This window comes from Pseudomonas sp. NPDC090592 (genome assembly GCF_044769185.1).
Taxonomy (GTDB): Bacteria; Pseudomonadota; Gammaproteobacteria; order Pseudomonadales; family Pseudomonadaceae; genus Aquipseudomonas.
This window is the reverse complement of record NZ_JBIVXJ010000027.1, coordinates 69760-89952: the sequence shown is the minus strand read 5'-3', so window position 1 is coordinate 89952 and position 20193 is coordinate 69760. Positions and strand designations below refer to the sequence as shown.

The following is a 20193-nucleotide window of genomic DNA, read 5'->3' as shown; positions in this document are numbered from 1 at the left end:
CGCAGGCGAATGACCAGGCCGAACAGCGGGTTTGCCGCGTCGAGCATCAGGTTTTCGAAGGCGCCACGTATCTGGAACTCGGGGTCGGCGGGGTAACCATCGTAGTCCGGCTGGCCGGCTTGCCTTCCCTCGTCGGCCGGGTAAGGCGAGGGGGGGCCCTGCGGGCCGTCAAGCATCCCGTGCAAGGTGTTTTCGGTTACTTCGCGGGCATCGGCAGCGCCCTCGGGTTTTACCGGAGGGGTATCAGGTGGGCCGGGCATGAAGGGGTCCTTGTCTACCAGCAGGCTGAAGACACGAACACTATCGGGGAATCAATTCTTCAAGGAGTCTGGGGCTTCCTAAACGGTTGTAGGATTCGTCTCTTCTTCGAGTTACCAGACATTTCTCTGGCAACATTTTGGATAAATACGTGTAGGCAAAGGGGCTAATGCCAGTCAGTTAAGCAATTTGGGGCCGCGTTGCGGCCCATCGCCGGCAAGCCACACACAGGGATCGCATCAGGGCTGACAGGTGTTGGCCACAAGATATGCAGCGCCTGGGAGACCGAGCGCCGCCCGCGCGGCGCTCGGTCTCCCAGGCCCCGAAGATGCCGTGGCGAGCACCTCGCAACCCTGATGCCATTGCCAGAAACCATAGAATCTCCCACAGGTACGGCGCATGGCTTGAGTTCAGTGCAATCGTTGTGGGAGCTGGCTTGCCTGCGATGGGCTGCGCAGCAGCCCCGGCAGTCTCCTATCAAACTCAGGCAAATAGCTTGGCCACACACGCCAGCTTTTTCTTGTAAGAACGCCGCGCTTCCAGTGCCTGCTCCAGGCTCACCGCCAGGAACCGTGCCTGCTGGTTGGGCTGCATCTGGCCGATCAGGTCGAGGTCGGCACTGATCACCGTGCCGATCATGGCGTAACCACCACCGGACACGGCATCACGGTGCAGAATGATCGGCTCCAGGCCCGCCGGCACCTGGATCGAGCCGATCGGGTAGCAGCTGTCAACGATGTTCGAAGGGTCGGAACCTGCACCAAATGGCTGCTCCCGTGGCTGGAAGCTCAAGGCGCTGCCACCTTTGTAGCGGTAGCCGATACGGTCTGCTTCGGAGCCGACCGTCCAGGCCTGGGTAAAGAAGCTTTGCGCCGCCGTTTCGGTCAGACGGTGGAAATACAGCCCCGGCACTACCCGCAACACCACCTCGCCACCCAAAGCCTGGCGCAAGGCCATGGGCAAGCTTGCTCCGGCCCGGGTCCTGCCACTCGCAACACCGACCGGCAACAGGTCGCCGGCCATCAACTTGCGCCCGTGCAAGCCACCCAGGGCGCCCAGTGCGTAGGTAGAACGGCTGCCGAGCACCTGCGGCACGTCGATGCCGCCCGCCACGGCCACATACGCCCTGGCCCCCGCGGTGGGAAAGCCGAAACGCAGCACCTGCCCGGCACGCACGGCAAACGCCGTGTCCGGGCGTTGCTCGCGGCCATCCAGCAACGCGGGCATCTGTGCACCGCATACGGCCACCAGCGCATCCTGCTGGAACTCCAGCTCCGGCCCCACCAGCGCGCACTCCAGGGCAGCCGCGCCGGCCGGGTTGCCCACCAGGTGGTTGGCAGCGCACAAGGCATACTGATCGAGTGCGCCGGACGGCGGAATGCCGAGGTGGTAGTAGCCTTCACGGCCCAGGTCCTGGACCGAGGTGGCCAGGCCGGGTTTGAGCACCTTGATCATGCCAGCACCTCCTGCAGCGATTTGGGGTAGCCGACCGGGTCGGCGAGGAAGGCATCCAGAGAAAACTCGACCGGGCGAATGCGCAGGTCGAAACGGCCCTCCTCCACATCCGCCACCGCCTGGTCGTAGGCCCTACGGTCGATGGGCTTGAACTGCACGATGTCGCCTGGGCGGAAGAACACCATGTGCTGTTTCAGGTAATTCAGCGTTTGCTGCGGGTCGTAGATCGGTGCCGGGGTGACGCCGAACATCTGGTAGCCCCCTGCCCCGCGCACCGAGTAGATGCAACCGAAGCAACCGCCATGGCCCAAGGTGAGCTTGGGGGTGTCGGTGCGCGGGCGCAGGTATTTGGGCACCTCAAGTTGGCGCTCGCGCTCGACCATCTGGAACATGAACGGCAGGCCCGCCACGAAACCGACCATCGATACGAACCAGGGCGCGCCACTGTGGGCAGCGATGAATGCGTCCACGTCGGCCAGGCCGTTGATACGCGCCGCGTACTCAAGGTCGGTGCTGTGCGGGTCCTGGTGGCGGTCGCGGAAACGCATCAGGGTTTCATGGGTCCACGGGTCGTTGTACAGCACCGGGATCTCGATGATCCGCGTCTGCAAGGAGCGCTCGGCCACGGCCTGCGCTTCGGCGCCTTGCACCGCTTCGAGCAGCGCCTGCGGTGCAATGCGATCCGGGTCAAAGCGGATCTGGAACGAGGCGTTGGCCAGGCACACGTCCAGCACGCCATCCAGGGCCAACCGCTCGACTGCGCGGGTGACGGCCATGCCCTTGAAGAAGGCTTCCAGCGACATGCTTTCGCTGACTTCGGCAAACAGGTGCTCGTCGGCGCCGAAGCTGTAGCGGATCGGGGTTGTAGCAAGCGGTTCGGCCATGACTGTTCCTTTTCTTGGAATCTTTATAGAAAGGCAGGCGAAAACAAAATGCACGGGCTCCGGCCTGTACCGGCCGGATACCTCACGACTCAGCGCGGCGCACGCACCACGATACCCGCCGCGTCCAGCGCCTTGCGCGTGGCTTCTACCAGGTCGAGCGCGCCGGGGGTATCGCTGTGCAGGCAGATGGAATCGAACGCGATGGCCAGGTCCTGGCCTTCGACCGTGCGTACCACACCTTGCTGGCAAGCGCGCAGTACCCGGTCTGCAACGGCCTTGGGGTCGTAGCCACGCACATTGCGGGTAAACACGATGGAACCGCTCAGGTCGTACTCGCGGTCGGCGTAGAACTCGCGAACCACCGGTTGGCCAAGCGCCTGGGCAATACGGCAAATCACCGAGCCCGGCATGCAATACAACAGCAGCTCCGGCTCGATCACCCGCAGGTTTTCCACCAGCAGCCGGGCGGCATCTTCGTCACGTGCCAGGTGCATGTACAGCGCACCGTGCGGCTTGATGTGCTGCAGGCGCACGCCTTGGGCGCGGGCAATTTCCCGCAGGGCGCCCAGCTGGTAGAGCATGTCGTCGACCAGCTCCTGGGCAGGCGCGTTGATATGCCTGCGGCCGAAGCCGACCAGGTCACGGAAACCCGGGTGCGCACCCACTGCCACACCCAGGGCTTTGGCCCGTTCCACGGTGCGGCGCATGGTGCCGGGGTCGCCGGCATGGAAGCCGGTGGCGATGTTGGCGCTGCTGATGTAGCCCATCAGCTCGTTGTCGACGCCGTCGCCAATGGTCCACGGGCCAAACCCCTCGCCCATGTCCGAGTTGAAATCCACCACCTGCATGACTGCTTCTCCTGGCGCTTGTGACTGCATGCCAGCCACGTTAAATTCTCCACACCCCCTTGGGAAGATCTATAAACAGATAGGGTGTCTTCGGAAAATCAGATACCCCAGGAGCCCACCGTGTCACTGACCCTGCGCCAGGTCCGCTATTTCGTTGCCACTGCCGAGATCGGCCAGATTTCCCAGGCCGCCATCCACCTGAACATTTCTCAGTCGGCGGTGACCACGGCGATCAAGGAGCTGGAGGCCATGCTGGGTGTGCTGCTGTTCCAGCGTTCGGCCCAGGGCATGAACCTGACCGAGGCCGGCCGGCACTTCCTGAACCGCGCCTATGTGATCTTGCGCAGCGTCGATGACGCCCTGAACAGCCCGCTGCCGGACGTGCGTGCCAATGGCCTGCTGCGCCTGGCGGCCAGTTACACGGTGATCGGCTACTTCCTGCCACACCACTTGCAACGGCTTGAGCACTGGCACCCGGACGTGACCCTGGAGCTGTACGAACAGGAACGAAGCGCCATTGAACAAGGCTTGCTGGAGGGGCGTTTCGACATGGCGGTAGTGCTCACCGCCAACCTCACCCACCCCGACATTGTCTCGGAGACGCTGTTCAACTCTGAGCGCCGGCTATGGCTGCCCGGCCACCACCCGCTGTGCGAGCGCTCGTCGGTGAGCCTGGCCGATGTGGCCTGCGAGCCGTTCATCCTGCTGACCGTGGACGAAGCCGAACAGAGCGCCATGCGTTATTGGGAGCAGTCCGGGCAGCGCCCGAGCGTGCGGGTGCGCACCAGTTCGGTGGAGGCAGTACGCAGCATGGTCGCCAATGGCAGTGGCGTGGCGATCCTGTCGGACCTGGTGCACAGGCCCTGGTCTCTGGAGGGCAAGCGCATTGAAACAGTGACCATCAGCGACCCGGTAACGCCGATGAGCGTAGGGCTGGCCTGGCATCGGGAGCGGGCGTTCAGCCCGGCGATGCAGGCCGTGCGCAACTACTTCCATGATGCATTTCTGGCGCCGCAGCAGTTGTCTGCCCGGCGTTGAGCCTGCAATCAGTGCTTCAGGCAGCTATCGATGTTCCAGCCGTACAACCACTGCACCGCATCATGAAACTGCTCTTGTGAACGCCCTGCCCACAACTGGTTGCGCACCAGCCGCTCTACACCCTTGGCATGGTACAGCCGCCCCATTTCCCGCGCCGACCACAACACCCGGGCGGTACGTGGAATACGGACCGACTCGTACAACCGGAAGGCCGCCTGCAGGTCATGCTCACACGCCTTCACCGCCTGCCCCAGCACCACCGCATCTTCCAGTGCCATGCACGCCCCCTGGGCCAGGTACTGGGTCATCGGGTGTGCGGCGTCACCCAGCAAGGTCGCCCGCCCTTCGCCCCACTGCTCCACCGGGTCGCGGTCGGCAGTGGCCCAGCGGCGCCAGGAAGTTGGCCGGTCGAGCATCTGCCGTGGCCGCTCATGAATGCCCTCGAAGTACGACAGCACCTCTGCCTTGCTGCCATCGGTCACCCCCCACTGTTCCTCGTTGCGACTATGGAATGTCACCACCAGGTTGTACTGCTGGCCGCCGCGCAGCGGGTAATGCACCAGGTGGCAACGCGGGCCCGCCCACAACATGGGGGCGTTGACGCGCAGGTCTTCGGGCATGTTCTGCACATCCACCACTGCGCGATACACCACATGCCCGGTCACCCGCGCCGGGTCGCCGACCATGCGCTCGCGGATCACCGACTTGACGCCGTCGCAGCCAATGACTGCGTCGGCCTGGTAACGGTTGCCCTTGCTGTCGGTCAGGGTCACGCCCTGGTCGTCCATCTCCATGCCGGCGATGTGGGTCGAGGTCTGGAAGCGGATCAGCGGATTCTGCTGCACGGCTTGCAGGATCGACAGGTGAATGTCGGCCCGGTGGATCACGCCATACGGGTTGCCGAAGCGCTGGCGGAAACGCTCGCCCACCTCGATGCGCCCCACCTCATGGGCATCGATGGCATCCATCATGATCAGGTGGTCGGTGAACACCGAGCGGTTGCGCGCCGCATCACCTACACCCAGGGCATCCAGTGCCGCATAGGCATTGGGGCCAAGCTGAATGCCCGCGCCGATCTCACCGATATGGTCGGCCTGCTCCAGCAACAGCACCTGGATACCTTGCGCGGTCAGGGCCTGGGCGGCTGCAAGGCCTCCGATGCCGCCGCCGACGATGATGATTTTTTGTTGTTTGGCAGTCATGGTTGGGGTCTCCGTACAGGCTGCGGTTCTTATTGGATGAAATCGGGTTGGCGGGCTGGAGCCGCGCGCTCGAACGCGGGTTGTGCCTGGCAGTGCTGGTACACCGCCATCACCCGCGGGTAGGCTTGCAGGTCGCAGCCCATGCGCTCGGCGTTGGCCACTTGCGGCACCAGGCAGCAATCGGCCAGGGTGGGCTGCTCACCAAAGCAGTACGGACCAGCGCCATGGCGTTGGAGCAAGGCTTCGAGTGCAGTCAGCCCCTCGGCCACCCAATGGGCGTACCAGCGGTCTTTATCATCAGCGCTCACTTCCAGTACCCGCTGCAGGTAGCCCAGCACCCTCACGTTGTTCAACGGGTGAATATCGCAGGCAATCAGTTGTGCGACTTCCAGCACCCGTGCGCGCAGCAGCGGCTGCCTGGGCAACAACGGCGCCTGGGGGTACTGCGCGTCGAGGTAGTCGATGATGGCCAGCGACTGGGTCAGGCTGACGCCGTCGTTGCCGACCAGTACCGGTACGCCACCGATCGGGCTCAGTTCACGGTGCTGCGCCTGGCGTTGCTCGCCGGCCCGCAGGTTGATGCCGTGGTAATCCACCTCCAGGCCTTTGAGTGCCAGGGCAATGCGGACCCGGTACGAGGTGGAACTGTTGAAAAAGCTGTAAAGCTGCATGGCAGTAGTCCTGCTGGATCAGAGCGTGATGTGGGGGTTGGCGTGCGGCACGGCAGCCGGCCGCATGCCCTTGCAGAAAATCGCCGCAGCAGCCAGTACGGCGGGCAGCATGAGCACACCGAACAGCACCTCGAAGGACAGCCCGGCATCCATCAGCAACGCACCGCCAAAGGTGCCGCACACCGAGCCGATGCGCCCTACCCCGTGCGCCCAGCTCACCCCGGTGGCGCGGCTGCTGGTGGGGTAGAACGCGGCAGCCAGGGCATTGGCACCGACCTGCGAACCACTGATGCAAAAGCCCATGCCGGCCACACTCAAGCCCAGCAGTGCGTAGTCGCCATGGCTCTGGCCGATGGCAAACAGGCACGCTGCGCCGCCGAGCAAGGCCAGCACCAGCACATGGTGCGGGTTGAAGCGGTCCATGGCCGCGCCCAGGCACAGCGCCCCCAAGGTGCCGCCGATCTGGAACAGCGCACTGATCAACGCCGCCTGGCTCAGGCTCAGGCCGGTGTCTCGCACCAGCAGCGGCAGCCAGTTGGTCATGCCGTAGATGATCAGCAGGCTCATGAAGAACGCCAGCCACAGCGCCAGGGTGCCACGGCGTAATGGCGCAGCCAGAATCTGGCGCACAGGCGAATGGCCTTCGACCACGTCGTCGATGCGCAAACCCTGGCAACCGCCCGGCACTGCGCCGATGCGCTGCAAGATGGCCAGTGCCCGGGTATCTCGCGGGTTGCGTCGCGCCAGAAAGCGCACCGACTCGGGCAGGGCCAGTACCAGTACCGGCAGCAACGCCAGCGGCAAAACGCCCCCCAGCGCCAGCACGCTGCGCCAGCCAAACAGCGGCAACAGCTGCGCAGCGACCACGCCGCCCAACGCCGAACCCAGCGTAAAGCCGCAAAACATGCCGGTCACCATCAGCGAACGGCGGCGTTGCGGGCAATACTCCGAGGTCAGGGTAATGGCATTAGGCATTGCCCCGCCCAGCCCCAGCCCTGTAAGCAGGCGCAACAACGCCAGGCTGTGCAAGTCCTGGGCGAACGCAGCGGCGAGGCTGAAGGCGCCAAAGCAGGCCACCGACAACAACAGCACGCGCTTGCGGCCAAAACGGTCGGCCAACGGCCCGGCCATGAAGGCGCCGAGCATCAAACCGACCAGCGCGGCACCCAGCACCGGGCCGAGGTCGGCAGCACCGATCTGCCAGTGCTCGCGGAGGGCCGGGGCAATGAAACCGATGGCAGCCGTGTCCAGGCCATCGATGGCTGTCACCAGAAAACACAACAGCAGGATGCGCCACTGAAAGCTGGCAACGGGCTGGCTGTCGATGAAGGTTTGTACATCCACGGTATTGTTTTTGTCGGTGGAAGACATGAGCGAAACCTCCGGGCCGGCGCCAGGCGCAGGCCACGTGTATAACCGGGAGGAAGGGCCGACTGCGCCGGCCCGGGGCTATCAGATGACGCGGACGCGGATTTCGCCCAGGCCATCGACACCACCGACCATCAACTCGCCCGCCACCACCGGGCCAACGCCCTCGGGGGTGCCGGTCATGATCAGGTCACCGGGCTGCAGCTCGAAGAAACGCGACAGGTAGGCGATGGTTTCCGGCACCGACCAGATCAGCTTGTCGATGTCGCTGCGCTGGCGGTCCGCACCTTCCACCTGCAGCCAGATGCCCGCCTGTGCCGGGTGGCCAACCGCGCTGGCCGGGTACAGCGCTGCAATGGGTGCAGAAGCGTCGAACGCCTTGCCGATTTCCCAAGGGCGGCCCATTTCGCGCATTTTCATCTGCAGGTCCCGGCGGGTCATGTCCAGGCCTACCGCGTAGCCCCAGACGTGATCGCTGGCCTGTTCCAGCGGGATGTTGCGCCCGCCTTTGCCAATGGCCGCGACCAGCTCGATCTCGTAGTGGTAGTTGCTGGTTTCGGCCGGGTAAGCCAGCTCCAGAGTCTGGCCCTCGGCTACCGGTACCACGGCGTCAGCCGGCTTGCAGAAGAAAAACGGTGGCTCGCGATCAGGGTCAAAGCCCATTTCACGGGCGTGTGCAGCGTAGTTACGGCCCACGCAGTACACGCGGCGTACCGGGAAACGCTGGTCACTGCCGGCAATCGGCAAACTGGTAGTGGCGGCAGGTTCGAACAGGTAGGTCATGGCAGGGTTTCCTTGGATCAATAGTCTTCGCGGGCTTCGCGCAGCAGCCCAAGGGCCTCCTGCACAGGCCGGTCGGAATAGCTGAACAGCACGCACTCGTCGTCGGCCTGCAGGCTCAACGGCACCCAGCTCGGCACCACGAAGGTGTCCTTGGGTTCGAAGCTGAAGGCCTGCCCACCGATGATGGCGCGGCCCCGGCCCTCGACCACCGAATACACGGTGGCGTCGGTGCAGCGGGCTGTCTTGCCGACAAAACCACGCGGCAGCAGCTGCATGCAGGTGCCGATGGTGGGCATGGCCCAGCCGCCAGTGGCCGGGTTGACGTAGCGCAGCTTCACCCCGTCCCAGGCATCCAGCTCACCCTGGCGCTCAAGGGTGGCCAGGGCTTCTCGGGTGCGGGCATAGGGGTAGTTGAAGATCGGCGAGGTGGCGCCCCGTACTTCGTGACGCAGCGGCAGCATGTTGGCGCCATGGCGGGCCAGGCTGCTGCCCTCGGGGCGACTGACGGGCTGTACCGCTTCGGGATAGTTCTCGGCAAAGCCGGCCCCATAGAAACGCACGGTGGGAATGTCCAGGCCATCGAGCCAGATCACCGGCTCGCCACCTTCGGCCTCGCTCAGGTTGCCATGGTCGTGCCAAGTCCAGGACGGGGTGATGATGAAGTCGCCTGGGTGCATGCTGGTGCGCTCGCCATCCACCGCCGTGTAGGCGCCCTCGCCTTCGACCACGAAACGCAGCGCGGACTGGCTGTGGCGGTGGCTGGGGGCAATTTCGCCCGGCAGGATCAGTTGCAAGCCGGCATACAGGCTGGGGGTGATGGAGGCCTGGCCACGGATGCCAGGGTTCTCCAGCACCAGCACCCGGCGTACCGCCTCTTCTGCGCTGATCAGCTGGCCGGCTTCCATCAAGTACGGGCGCACCTCGCTGAAACGCCAGAGGGCGGCAACGCAAGCGGTAGTGGGCTGTGCCGGCACCAGGTTGTGCAGTTGCTCCCACAGCGGGAACAGCGCCTGGCTGTCGATACGTTGATAAAAGTCGGCGCGGGCCGTGCCGATGGTGTCGTTGTTATTCATCGCTTCACCTGTGGTGGGCTGTATAGGGGCGAATGGCAGTGGCAGCGCCCCCGATGTGGAGCGATTAAACGCCCACGCGACATACAAAAAAAATGATATTTTCATATGCATCCATATGAAAAAGATGATGAGAGACACGCCATGCACTGGACTCGCCGCCTGCGCCCACGCCACCTGCAACTGCTGGTGACACTGGCCGAAACCGGCAACCTCAGCGACACCGCCCGGCAGGCCTATACCACCCAGCCAGGCCTGTCGAAGTTCCTCAAGGAGCTGGAAGAAGACGCCGGCGCGTTACTGTTCGAACGCCATGCCCGTGGCCTGCGGCCGACCGCCGAGGGCACCTTGTTGGTCAACCATGCACGGCGAATCCTTAGCGAGATGGAGCGGGCGCAGGGCAACCTGGATGCCTTGCGCGAAGGCAATACGCCCAATGTGGCCATTGGTACTTCACCGGCCTCGGCACCGAGCCTGGTACCCGATGCCATCCTGTATTTCCTGGATAAACACCCGAAAGCGCAGGTATCGCTGCAGGAAAGCACCATGAACGTGCTGCTGGAGCGCTTGCAACTTGGCCAGCTGGACGTAGTGGTGGGGCGTGTCGACAATTACCAGCCGAGCCAGGCCCTGCACAGCGAGATGCTGTTCCGCGAGCCGATGCAGGTGGTCGCCCGCCCCGACCATCCTTTGGCCCAGCGAAAAGGCCTGAGCTGGGACGACCTGTACCAGTACGACTGGCTGCTGTGGCCACCCGCCACGCCCATTCGCAACCGCCTGGACACTGCCCTGAGTAACGCCGGGCGCAAGCCGTTGCCGTGCCGTATCGAATCGTCGTCGCTGATGGCCAACCTGTGGTTGATGCAGAACAGTGACATGCTGTCGGTGGCTTCGGGGCGAGTGGCCGAGCACTTCCATGGGCGCGGGCTGCTGCGGCGGCTGGACTTCGGGCTGGAGGCGGAAGGCTCGATTGGCATGTGCTGGCGGGATGAGCCGCATATCGAAGGAGCGGTGCTGGATTTGCTGGAGAGCTTGCGCGAGGCGGCCCGGGTGCCTATTCGCAAGCCGTGATTGGTGGTGTGCCATTCGCGGGCACGCCCGCTCCCACAGGATTTCCCTGTACTTTAAAACCTGCACAGTACCTGTGGGAGCGGGCAAGCCCGCGAAAAGGGCTAAACCGATCTCGAGCCGAACGATCAGCTACCTCTGCCGTCATAACCTGAGCCGGTGCCGACACGCAAAGAGGACGCGAAATGACCCAGCCCGACCCGTCATACGTCAAATGGCTCGAAGACCGCGCCATGCTCAAAGCTTCGCAGGAGCGCGCCAGCCTGTATTCAGGCCAGTCACGCCTGTGGCAACAGCCCTACGCCGAAGCCCAACCCCGACGCGCCACCAAAATTGCCTCGGTATGGCTGACGGTATACCCCGACGCCATCATCGCCCCGCAAGGCTGCTCGGTGCTCGGCGCCCTCGCCCACGAAGCCCTGTGGAAACGCCTGTCGGAGATCGGCATCCAGGGCCTGCACACCGGGCCGATCAAGCTGTCCGGCGGCATTAGCGGGCGCGAGCTCACCCCCAGCGTGGACGGCAACTTCGACCGCATCAGCTTCGATATCGACCCGCTCTACGGCAGCGAACAGGAACTGGTGCAGATGAGCCGCATGGCCGCGGCCCACAATGCCGTGACCATCGACGACCTGATCCCCTCGCACACCGGCAAGGGCGCCGACTTCCGCCTGGCCGAAATGGCCCACGGGCCCTACCCGGGGCTGTACCACATGGTCGAAATCCGCGAGGAAGACTGGCCGCTGCTGCCGCAAGTGCCTGCCGGCCGAGACGCGGTGAACCTGCTACCGGCCCAGTGCGACGAGCTCAAGGCCCGCCATTACATCGTTGGCCAGCTGCAACGGGTGATCTTCTTCGAACCCGGCGTGAAGGAAACCGACTGGAGCGTCACGCCCCCCATCACCGGCGTCGACGGCAAAACCCGCCGCTGGGCCTACCTGCATTACTTCAAGGAAGGCCAGCCCTCGCTGAACTGGCTGGACCCGACCTTCGCCGCCCAGCAGATGATCATTGGCGATGCCCTGCACGCCCTGGACTGCCTGGGTGCCCGCGGCCTGCGCCTGGATGCCAATGGTTTTCTCGGCGTGGAAACCCGGGCCAGCGGCACCGCCTGGTCGGAAAGCCACCCGTTGTCGATAGTCGGCAACCAGTTGATCGGCGGCATGATCCGCAAGGCTGGCGGCTTCAGCTTCCAGGAGCTGAACCTGACCCTGGACGACATCGCGCAAATGTCCAAGGGCGGGGCCGACCTGTCCTACGACTTCATCACCCGGCCGGCCTATCAGCATGCGCTGCTGACCGGTGACACCGAATTCCTGCGCCTGATGCTCAAAGAGATGCACGCCTTCGGCATCGACCCCGCCTCGCTGATCCATGCCCTGCAGAACCACGACGAGCTGACCGTGGAACTGGTGCATTTCTGGACCCTGCATGCCCACGACATGTACCTGTACAAAGGCCAGACCTTGCCCGGGAGCATCCTGCGCGAGCACATCCGTGAAGAGATCTACGAACGGCTATCGGGCGAGCACGCGCCTTACAACCTGCGCTTCGTCACCAATGGCATCGCTTGCACCACGGCCAGCCTGATTGCCGCGGCGCTGGGTATCCGCGACCTTGAGCAGATCGGCGCGGCAGAAATCGAGCACATCCAGAAAGTGCACCTGCTGCTGGTCATGTACAACGCCATGCAGCCAGGCGTGGTTGCCCTGTCTGGCTGGGACCTGGTCGGCGCCCTGCCCTTGCCCGCCGAAGCGGTCGCCGAGCGCATGCTCGATGGCGATACCCGCTGGATTCACCGGGGCGGTTACGACCTGGCCGGGCTCGACCCGCAGGCACAAGAGTCGGTGCGTGGCATGCCCCGTGCCCGCGCCCTGTATGGCAGCCTGGACAGCCAGCTGGAAAACAACGACTCGTTCGCCTGCAAGGTGAAAAAGCTGCTGGCCGTGCGCCAGGCCTATGGCATTGCCACCAGCCGCCAGGTGCTGGTGCCTGAAGTGCTTAGCCCCGGCTTGCTGGTGATGGTGCACGAGCTGCCGGCCGGGCGCGGTATTCAGATCAGCGCGCTGAACTTTGGCCAGGTGGTGATTGCCGAGGAACTGCAACTGACCGGGTTCACGCCGGGGCCGGTGGTGGACATGATCAACGAAACGGTCGAGGGCGACTTGACCGAGGATGGGCGCCTGATGATCAACCTGGACCCGTATGAGGCGCTTTGCCTGCGTATCGTCAACAGCAGTGCACATGTGTAATCAGCGATGAAAACACCTGCACGATCAATCAAATCGTAATACCGAATGGCCATATTGGGCGCCCCTGAACAATAACCCGTGGTCGCCCAATGCCTTTCACGCCCAACCGCCTGGCCCTGTGCATCGCCCTGGCCTGTGCCGCCTTCGCGCCTGCCGCCTTTGCCAAGGATTACCTGATCAACAGCTCCACCACCGACACACTGGAGCTGAAGAAGTCCGACACCTTGAAGGTGACCTCGACCGGCAGCATCGTAGCCAGTGACGACGACGGCGTAATCCTGCCCAAGCACACCAGCGGTGCCACCGTGAGCGTCGACAACGCCGGTATCATCCGGTCCACCGACGGCCGCGGCATCGACACCAAGGATGACGGCGAAGACCTCAGCCACTACGTGATCAACAACCACGCCGGTGCGTTGATCCAGGGCACCAACGACGGCCTGCGCTTCCAGACCAACCCCACTGCCGGTGGCAGCCTGAGCATCGTCAACGCTGGCACTATCGAATCCACCGTCGAAGGCCAGGCCATCGACCTCGAAACCCTGAACAACCCGGCGTTCACCACCACCCTGGTGAACGAAGCCACGGGCGTGATCCATGCCGTGGGCAACGACGCGGTCAAGACCGGCTCCAACGCCACCGTTACCAACTACGGGCTGATCTACACCGATACCGCTGCGCAAGACAAGAATGGCCTGGACCAGAAATACGACGGCATCAAGATCGGCACCTCCACCGGCGTCACCGTGTACAACCACGGCACCATCAGTGCCGACCGCCACGGCATCGACCTGAAGACCGATGCCACGCTCTACAACTACGCAGGCGCCAGCGTTACCGGGCGCAATGGTTCGGGCTTCGGTTCGGACGGCAGTGGCACGGTGTACAACTGGGGCACCATCACCGGCGCCATCGCCGATGGCAAGATCAACGGCGATGGTGATGGGGTCGATATCGACAACATCGGCCATGTGTACAACGCTGGAACCATCCAGGGCCTCGGCGCCAAGGGTGTCGACAGCGGCGGCCGGCCGAATGGCAGCGAAGGCATTGCCATGGGCGGCGGCAGCATCGTCAACACAGCCACGGGGGTTATTCGCAGCGTCGACAACGGCATCCTGGTGGATGACGGTGCCGAAGGTGCCGGGGTAGCTGCCACCACCATCAACAATGCCGGGCGCATCGAAGGCGAAGGTGGCTTTGGTATCAAGCTGATCGGCCAGTATGACGACACCCTGACCAACAGCGGCATCATCAGGGGCGGCAACGGCCTGGCACTGAGCATGGGCGCGGGCAACGACAGCCTGACGGTACTGACCGGCGGCGTGTTCGACGGCCTGGTTGATGGCGGCGACGGCACCGACAGTGTGACCCTGAACGGCACCGGTAGCTTTGGCAACAGCGCCAATTTCGAAACCCTCAACGTCACCGGTGGCAGCTGGACCCTGAGCAGCGTCGACGATTTCAGCCAGGGTGGCGTGGTCACCTCGGGCGCCACACTGATCAACCAGGGCAGCATTCTCGGCCAGATGCGGGTCGAGCAAGGCGCCACCTATGCCGGCGGTGGCTCGGTCGGCGGGCTGCACGTGGACGGCACCCTGCTGACCAACACCGGCCTGGGTGTGGCGACGGTTACGGGTGACCTGAGTTTCGGTCAGGGCTCAAGCCTGGTGTACGGCGTAAATGCCGATGGCAGCAGCGCACCGATCACTGTCAGCGGCACGGCCAACCTGAACGGCGCCACCCTGCGTGTGCAGCCCACCCCAGGCGAGTACCCGTGGCAAAGCCGCTACACCGTACTGACCGCCAATGCAGTCCAAGGCACGTTCGCCCAGGTGACCAGCGACTATGCCTTCCTTACCCCCACGTTGAGCTACACCAGCACTTCGGTAGGCCTGGCCTACGACCGCAACGATGTAGCCTTCGAGCATTATGCACAGTCCGCCAACGCCGCCGGCGCTGCACGCAGCCTGGCCAGCCTCGGGCAGAACAGCAACCTGTACAACGCCGTGCTTGGCACAACCACTGCCGGGGCCGGCGATGCCATTGCCCAGCTGTCCGCCAGCAACACTGCCAACCTGGCCGCAGCCACCCTGGCTGGCACAGCACAGGTTGGCAATACGATGCTGGGGGCCATGCAAGCGATGGCCAGTACTGGCAGCCTGATGGCGGGCCTGAACGATAACGACGGCCCGGTGCTGGCCGCCACTGGCGTGCCACGCGAGGCGCGTAACCTCAACGACCCGAAAGCCCAGGGGCGTGTCTGGACACAGGCGCTTGGTAGCTATGGCAAGGTGGATGGCAGCCATGGTGCCAGCGCACTGGAGCAGCGCACCGGGGGTGGTGTGCTGGGCATGGACTGGGCGTTGGGCGATGACTGGCGCCTGGGTGTGCTCGGCGGCTACTCGCATACACGCCTGGACAGCAGCGGCCTGGATGGCACTGTGCGCAGCTGGCACGCCGGGGTGTATGCCCAGCACCAGCGCGGCCCGCTGGCCCTGCGCCTGGGGGCGGCGTACAGCCGCCATGATGGCGACAGCAAGCGTGATGTGGCCTTTGCCGGTTTCAACGAGCGCCTCAAGGGTGACTACGATGCCGACAGCCAGCAAGCTTTCGTCGAACTGGGCTATGCCATGGGCAGCGGCCGCTTGAGCGCCGAGCCTTTCGCCAACCTGGGCTACCAGCGCTACCACCGCGACAGCTACCGCGAACAAGGCGGTGACGCAGCACTGGCTGTGGATGCCGATACCCAGGACAACCTCAGCAGCACCTTGGGTGTGCGCCTGGCGCACCTGGGGCAGCTGGACAACGGCATGAGCCTGACGCCACGTGCGACGCTGGGCTGGCGGCACACCTATGGCAACCTGGACACCCGCACGCGGCAGGCATTTATTGCCGGGGGCGATGCGTTCAGTGTCGAGGGCAGTGCAATTGATCGCGACAGTTTGCTGGTCGAAGCCGGCCTGGACCTGGGGCTGAGTGCGCGGCAGAGCATTGGCCTGGGCTACAGCGGGGAACTGGGCAGCAACAGCCGCAATCATGCGGTGGTTGGGCAGTGGCAGTTGAAGTTCTAGATCCTGGCTGCCTGTTCTGGCCTCTTCGCGGGCAAGCCCGCTCCCACAGGGATTTCACTGCCCTGAGGTTCGATGCTGTACCTGTGGGAGCGGGCTTGCCCGCGAAGAGGCCGGCACTGCCACCTTGCTTTTGAGCCTTCAGAAGCATAGCTTTCGGGTGATTTCTTTTTGTGCCCAGGAGCAACTCCATGTACACCGGCATCGTCCAGGCCGTCCGCCCTCTGCTTGATGTGACCACCTACCCTGGCCACAACCAGTTCACCATCGACCTCACCCCGGAACTGCTCGACGAGCTGAAGATCGGTGCCAGTGTCAGTGTCGAGGGCACTTGCCTTTCGGTCACTGAAATCGCCGGCACCCAGGTCAGGTTCGACGCCATGACCGCCACCCTTGAACGCACCAACCTGCGCAACTTCAAGGCCGGCCAGGGCGTCAACATCGAGCGTTCGGCAAAAATGAACGCCGAAGTCGGCGGCCACCTGATGGCAGGCCACATCGCCACCACCGCCGAAATCGTCGAACTGTCGATCAAGGAAACCGGCGCGTTCATCACGTTCCGCATGCCACCGGAGTGGGGCAAGTATGTGTTCCCGCGCGGATTCATCGGGGTCAATGGCTGCAGCCTTACCGTCGCCGATGTCGACGACAACGTCATCACCATCAACCTGATCCCGGAAACCCTGCGCCAAACCACCTTCGCCAGCTACAAAGCCGGCGAGCTTCTCAATATCGAGGTCGATCACCAGACCATGGTGCTGGTCGATGTGGTGGAGCGCACCATCAAAGGCACCCTGGCCCGCGAAAAACTGCTGCCCTGAGGCCCGTACATGCTGCCAAACGCCCTCCCCGCGCGCACGGCCAGGCGGCTACGCCTGCAGATTTTGCGTGGCCGCGTCGGCCTCGGCCTGGTAGCCGGCCTGTCGGTACTGGCGGGCATGACCGATGCCATCGGCCTGCTGGCGCTGGGCGACTTCGTGTCGTTCATGAGTGGCAATACCACGCGCCTGGCCGTAGCCATCAGTGAAGCCGACCTGGCTCTGGTGCTGCGCTTGAGTGGCGCGGTACTGGGTTTTGTCGTTGGCAATGCGCTGGGCGTGTGTCTGGCGCGTGGCTCGCGCCGCCGGGCCTGGCCCGTGCTGCTGGTGGTCGCCGCGTTGCTGGCTTTTGCGGCAGCATGGCCGCTGGCGGCCACCTTCCCGGCATTGCTGGCTGCCACGCTGGCCATGGGCATGATCAATGCAGTGGTTGAACAGGTGAACGGCCTGCCTATAGGGCTCACCTACGTCACCGGTGCCCTCTCCCGCTTCGGTCGCGGTTTGGGGCGCTGGCTGCTGGGCGAGCGGCGCAATGGCTGGCGGGTACAACTGGTGCCGTGGGCCGGCATGCTGCTGGGGGCTGCCCTGGGTGCCTGGCTGCAACAACACCTGGGCCTGCAGGCACTGGCTGGCAGTTGTGCGCTAGCCTGTGTGCTGGCCCTGGTGTCGCGGTTCATCCCGCGCGCCTGGCAGCGTGGCTACATGCCGCGCTGATCAGTCGATGCGTGGGTGCTGCTGCGCCAGCACCTTGCGCTTGGCCTCCAGCTCGGCAATCTGCGCGTCGATGTCTTCGATCTTCTGCTCGATGTTGTCGTGGTGCTCTTGCAGCAGTTCACGCGCTTCCTCTATGTCCGATGCCGCCGGTGCTGCTCCGCGCAGCGGCTTGTTGGCGGTTTCCTTCATGGTCATGCCGGTCAGCAGGCCAATAGCGGCGATCACCATCAGGTAGTAAGCCGGCATGTACAGGTCGCCCGTGCTCTCCACCAGCCAGGCAGTGAGGGTTGGGGTAAGCCCGGCGATCAGCACCGAAATGTTGAAAGCGGCCGCCAAGGCGCTGTAGCGGATGTGCGTAGGGAACATCGCCGGCAGCGTCGAGGCCATCACCCCGATGAAGAAGTTCAGCAGCACGGCAATGATCAGCAGCCCGGCAAAAATCACCCCCAGTACGCCACTGTTGATCAGCATGAACGCCGGAATGGCCAGGGCGAACAGGCCGACACTGCCGACGATGATGAAAGGCCGGCGGCCGAACTTGTCGCTGAGCAGCCCGATTATGGGCTGCACGAACAGCATGCCGACCATGATCGCGATGATGATCAGCACGCCATGGTCTTCGCTGTAATGCAGGTTGTGCGACAGGTAGCTGGGCATGTAGGTGAGCAGCATGTAGTAGGTGACGTTGGTGGCAATCACCACGCCGATGCAGGTCACCAGGCTGCGCCAGTGCTGTGTGGCCACTTCCTTGAACGACACCTTGGGCCCGGAGGCCAGGCCTTCGCGGTCGCCCTGCTCCAGCTTGTCGACATGCTGCTGGAACGCAGGTGTTTCTTCCAGCGCATGGCGCAGGTAAAGGCCGATGATGCCCAACGGCAGGGCCAGGAAGAATGGCAGGCGCCAACCCCATTCAAGGAACTTTTCTTCGCCCAGAATGGTGGAAATCAGCACCACCACGCCCGCGCCTAGCACAAAGCCGGCAATCGAGCCGAAGTCCAGCCAGCTACCGAGAAAACCACGCTTGCGGTCGGGGGCGTATTCGGCCACGAAGATCGACGCGCCGGTGTACTCGCCGCCCACCGAAAAGCCCTGGGCCATCTTGGCCAGCAACAACAGGATCGGTGCCCAGATGCCGATGCTGGCATAGGACGGAATCAGGCCGATGGCGAAGGTGCTGAGCGACATGATGACGATGGTCGCCGCGAGGATTTTCTGCCGCCCGAACTTGTCGCCCAAGGCGCCGAAGAACAACCCGCCCAATGGCCGGATCAGGAACGGCACCGAGAAGGTGGCCAGCGCCGCAATCATCTGCACGCTGGGGTCGGCGTTAGGGAAAAACACCTTGCCCAGGGCATAAGCCACGAAGCCGTAAACGCCAAAGTCGAACCACTCCATGGCATTGCCCAGAGCGGCGGCGGTGATCGCCTTTTTCATCTTGGCGTCGTCGACAATAGTGATGTCCTTGAGGCCGATTGGCTGGACTTTTTTCTTGCGAAGTTTCATACCCGTATCCCTGACGATGAATGCTCTAAGGGATCAGATACAACAGGACACTAAATAATTCAGCGCTTACTGATTTTTTGTGCGTTTGCGCCGCTTCACCAACAGCGCACAAAGAAAAGCCGCTGCAACTGCAGCGGCTTTTTAAATCGAAGGCCTGGCTTCAGATACCTTCGCGGGCCAGGTCCATGGCGAAGTAGGTCAGGATCAGGTCGGCACCGGCACGCTTGATCGCACCAATGCTTTCGCGCACCACCCGGCCTTCGTCAATGGCGCCGGCCAGGCCGCCGAACTTGATCATCGCGTACTCGCCGCTTACCTGATACGCCGCCAGCGGCAGGCGCGAGGCGGCGCGGATGTCGGCGATCACGTCAAGGTAGGTGCCGGCTGGTTTGACCATCAGCACGTCTGCCCCTTCCTGCTCGTCCAGCAGCGACTCGCGCACTGCTTCGCGGCGGTTCATCGGGTTCATCTGGTAGCTCTTGCGGTCGCCCTTCAGCGTGGTACCGCCTGCTTCACGGAACGGGCCATACAGCGACGAGGCGAACTTGGTCGAATAGGCCATGATCGCCGTGTCGTGGAAGCCCGCGCCATCCAGCGCACTACGGATAGCCTGCACCTGCCCGTCCATTGCCGCCGACGGGGCGATGAAGTCGGCACCGGCAGCGGCGGCGATGACCGCCTGCTTGCCCAGGTTGGCCAAGGTGGCGTCGTTGTCCACGCCGTGGTCGTGCAGCACGCCGCAGTGGCCATGGCTGGTGTATTCGCAGAAGCAGGTGTCGGACATCACCACCATTTCCGGCACGGTGTCCTTGCAGATGCGCGACATGCGCGCGACCAGGCCGTTTTCGTTCCAGGTGTCGCTGCCGGTGGCGTCCAGGTTGTGCGAAACGCCAAAGGTCATCACCGACTTGATACCGGCACGGGCATAGCGCTCGATTTCCTGGGCCAGCAGTTTCTCGGGAATGCGGTTGACCCCCGGCATGCTGGTGATCGGCACGAAGTCATCGATGCCCTCTTCGACGAAGATTGGCAGGATCAGGTCTTCCAGGCGGAATTCAGTTTCCTGGAAGATCGTGCGCAGGGACTCGTTCTGGCGCAGGCGGCGGGGACGAACGGACGGGAATTGGTTGGACATGACAGCTCCAGGGCATTTTGAACGGCGTATACCTTATGCCTGTCGGGCACCAGTG

The 20193-nt window shown here is 63.8% G+C and carries 16 protein-coding genes and 1 pseudogene; 6 read left to right on the top strand and 11 right to left on the bottom strand.

Translation table 11 applies throughout. The features are described from left to right. From ACIQUI_RS21740 to ACIQUI_RS21725, 4 genes and pseudogenes are all read right to left on the bottom strand, one after another. Positions 1-260 (bottom strand): annotated as a pseudogene (locus ACIQUI_RS21740) (DotU family type IV/VI secretion system protein); the annotation flags it as partial. 481 nt (positions 261-741) lie between these two features. Beyond that, positions 742-1713 (bottom strand): biotin-dependent carboxyltransferase family protein, encoded by a 972-nt coding sequence (locus ACIQUI_RS21735; protein ID WP_403202609.1) that lies wholly within the window; start codon positions 1711-1713, stop codon positions 742-744. Further along, positions 1710-2597, bottom strand: coding sequence for an allophanate hydrolase subunit 1 (locus ACIQUI_RS21730; RefSeq protein ID WP_403202607.1), 888 nt, complete (start codon positions 2595-2597; stop codon positions 1710-1712). Before ACIQUI_RS21730 ends, ACIQUI_RS21735 begins: the two co-directional genes overlap by 4 nt. A gap of 89 nt (positions 2598-2686) precedes the next feature. Then, on the bottom strand, positions 2687-3445 hold the full coding sequence (locus tag ACIQUI_RS21725; protein WP_403202605.1) for a 5-oxoprolinase subunit PxpA: 759 nt from the start codon (positions 3443-3445) through the stop codon (positions 2687-2689). 120 nt (positions 3446-3565) lie between these two features. Between ACIQUI_RS21725 and ACIQUI_RS21720 the strand changes: the two genes are divergently transcribed. Continuing rightward, a complete protein-coding gene (locus ACIQUI_RS21720) occupies positions 3566-4483 on the top strand; it encodes a LysR family transcriptional regulator (protein ID WP_403202603.1) in 918 nt (305 codons plus the stop codon). Positions 4484-4491: 8 nt separating this feature from the next. Here the strand turns inward: ACIQUI_RS21720 and ACIQUI_RS21715 are convergent, their stop codons facing one another. From ACIQUI_RS21715 to gtdA, 5 genes are all read right to left on the bottom strand, one after another. Then, the gene (locus tag ACIQUI_RS21715; protein ID WP_403202601.1) at positions 4492-5685 is read right to left on the bottom strand and encodes a 3-hydroxybenzoate 6-monooxygenase; all 1194 of its coding nucleotides are present in this window, start codon (positions 5683-5685) and stop codon (positions 4492-4494) included. A gap of 29 nt (positions 5686-5714) precedes the next feature. Next, on the bottom strand, positions 5715-6356 hold the full coding sequence (maiA, locus tag ACIQUI_RS21710) for a maleylacetoacetate isomerase (RefSeq protein WP_403202600.1): 642 nt from the start codon (positions 6354-6356) through the stop codon (positions 5715-5717). An 18-nt stretch (positions 6357-6374) separates the two neighbouring features. Continuing rightward, positions 6375-7727, bottom strand: a complete 1353-nt coding sequence (locus tag ACIQUI_RS21705) for an MFS transporter (RefSeq protein WP_403202598.1) — start codon at positions 7725-7727, stop codon at positions 6375-6377. 81 nt (positions 7728-7808) lie between these two features. Beyond that, positions 7809-8507, bottom strand: coding sequence for a fumarylacetoacetate hydrolase family protein (locus ACIQUI_RS21700; RefSeq protein ID WP_403202597.1), 699 nt, complete (start codon positions 8505-8507; stop codon positions 7809-7811). A 17-nt stretch (positions 8508-8524) separates the two neighbouring features. Then, on the bottom strand, positions 8525-9580 hold the full coding sequence (gene gtdA / locus ACIQUI_RS21695) for a gentisate 1,2-dioxygenase (protein WP_403202595.1): 1056 nt from the start codon (positions 9578-9580) through the stop codon (positions 8525-8527). A 141-nt stretch (positions 9581-9721) separates the two neighbouring features. Between gtdA and ACIQUI_RS21690 the strand changes: the two genes are divergently transcribed. The 5 genes from ACIQUI_RS21690 (at position 9722) to ACIQUI_RS21670 (ending at position 17500) form a co-directional block, all read left to right on the top strand. After that, on the top strand, positions 9722-10648 hold the full coding sequence (locus ACIQUI_RS21690) for a LysR substrate-binding domain-containing protein (protein ID WP_403202593.1): 927 nt from the start codon (positions 9722-9724) through the stop codon (positions 10646-10648). Between the two features lie 182 nt (positions 10649-10830). Then, positions 10831-12897, top strand: a complete 2067-nt coding sequence (gene treS / locus ACIQUI_RS21685; RefSeq protein ID WP_403202591.1) for a maltose alpha-D-glucosyltransferase — start codon at positions 10831-10833, stop codon at positions 12895-12897. An 89-nt stretch (positions 12898-12986) separates the two neighbouring features. Further along, a complete protein-coding gene (locus tag ACIQUI_RS21680) occupies positions 12987-15971 on the top strand; it encodes an autotransporter domain-containing protein (RefSeq protein WP_403202589.1) in 2985 nt (994 codons plus the stop codon). Between the two features lie 188 nt (positions 15972-16159). Beyond that, positions 16160-16789 (top strand): riboflavin synthase subunit alpha, encoded by a 630-nt coding sequence (locus ACIQUI_RS21675; RefSeq protein WP_403202587.1) that lies wholly within the window; start codon positions 16160-16162, stop codon positions 16787-16789. Positions 16790-16798: 9 nt separating this feature from the next. Beyond that, positions 16799-17500 carry a YoaK family protein gene (locus tag ACIQUI_RS21670; RefSeq protein WP_403202586.1) on the top strand — a complete coding sequence of 234 codons (702 nt, stop codon included), beginning with the start codon at positions 16799-16801 and terminating at the stop codon, positions 17498-17500. On the opposite strand, the gene proP is transcribed toward ACIQUI_RS21670, so the two are convergent. Further along, positions 17501-19003 carry a glycine betaine/L-proline transporter ProP gene (gene proP, locus ACIQUI_RS21665; protein ID WP_403202584.1) on the bottom strand — a complete coding sequence of 501 codons (1503 nt, stop codon included), beginning with the start codon at positions 19001-19003 and terminating at the stop codon, positions 17501-17503. Positions 19004-19163: 160 nt separating this feature from the next. Further along, positions 19164-20138: a porphobilinogen synthase gene (gene hemB, locus ACIQUI_RS21660; RefSeq protein WP_403202582.1), complete on the bottom strand. Its 975-nt coding sequence runs from the start codon at positions 20136-20138 to the stop codon at positions 19164-19166. Between the last annotated feature and the right edge of the window lie 55 nt (positions 20139-20193).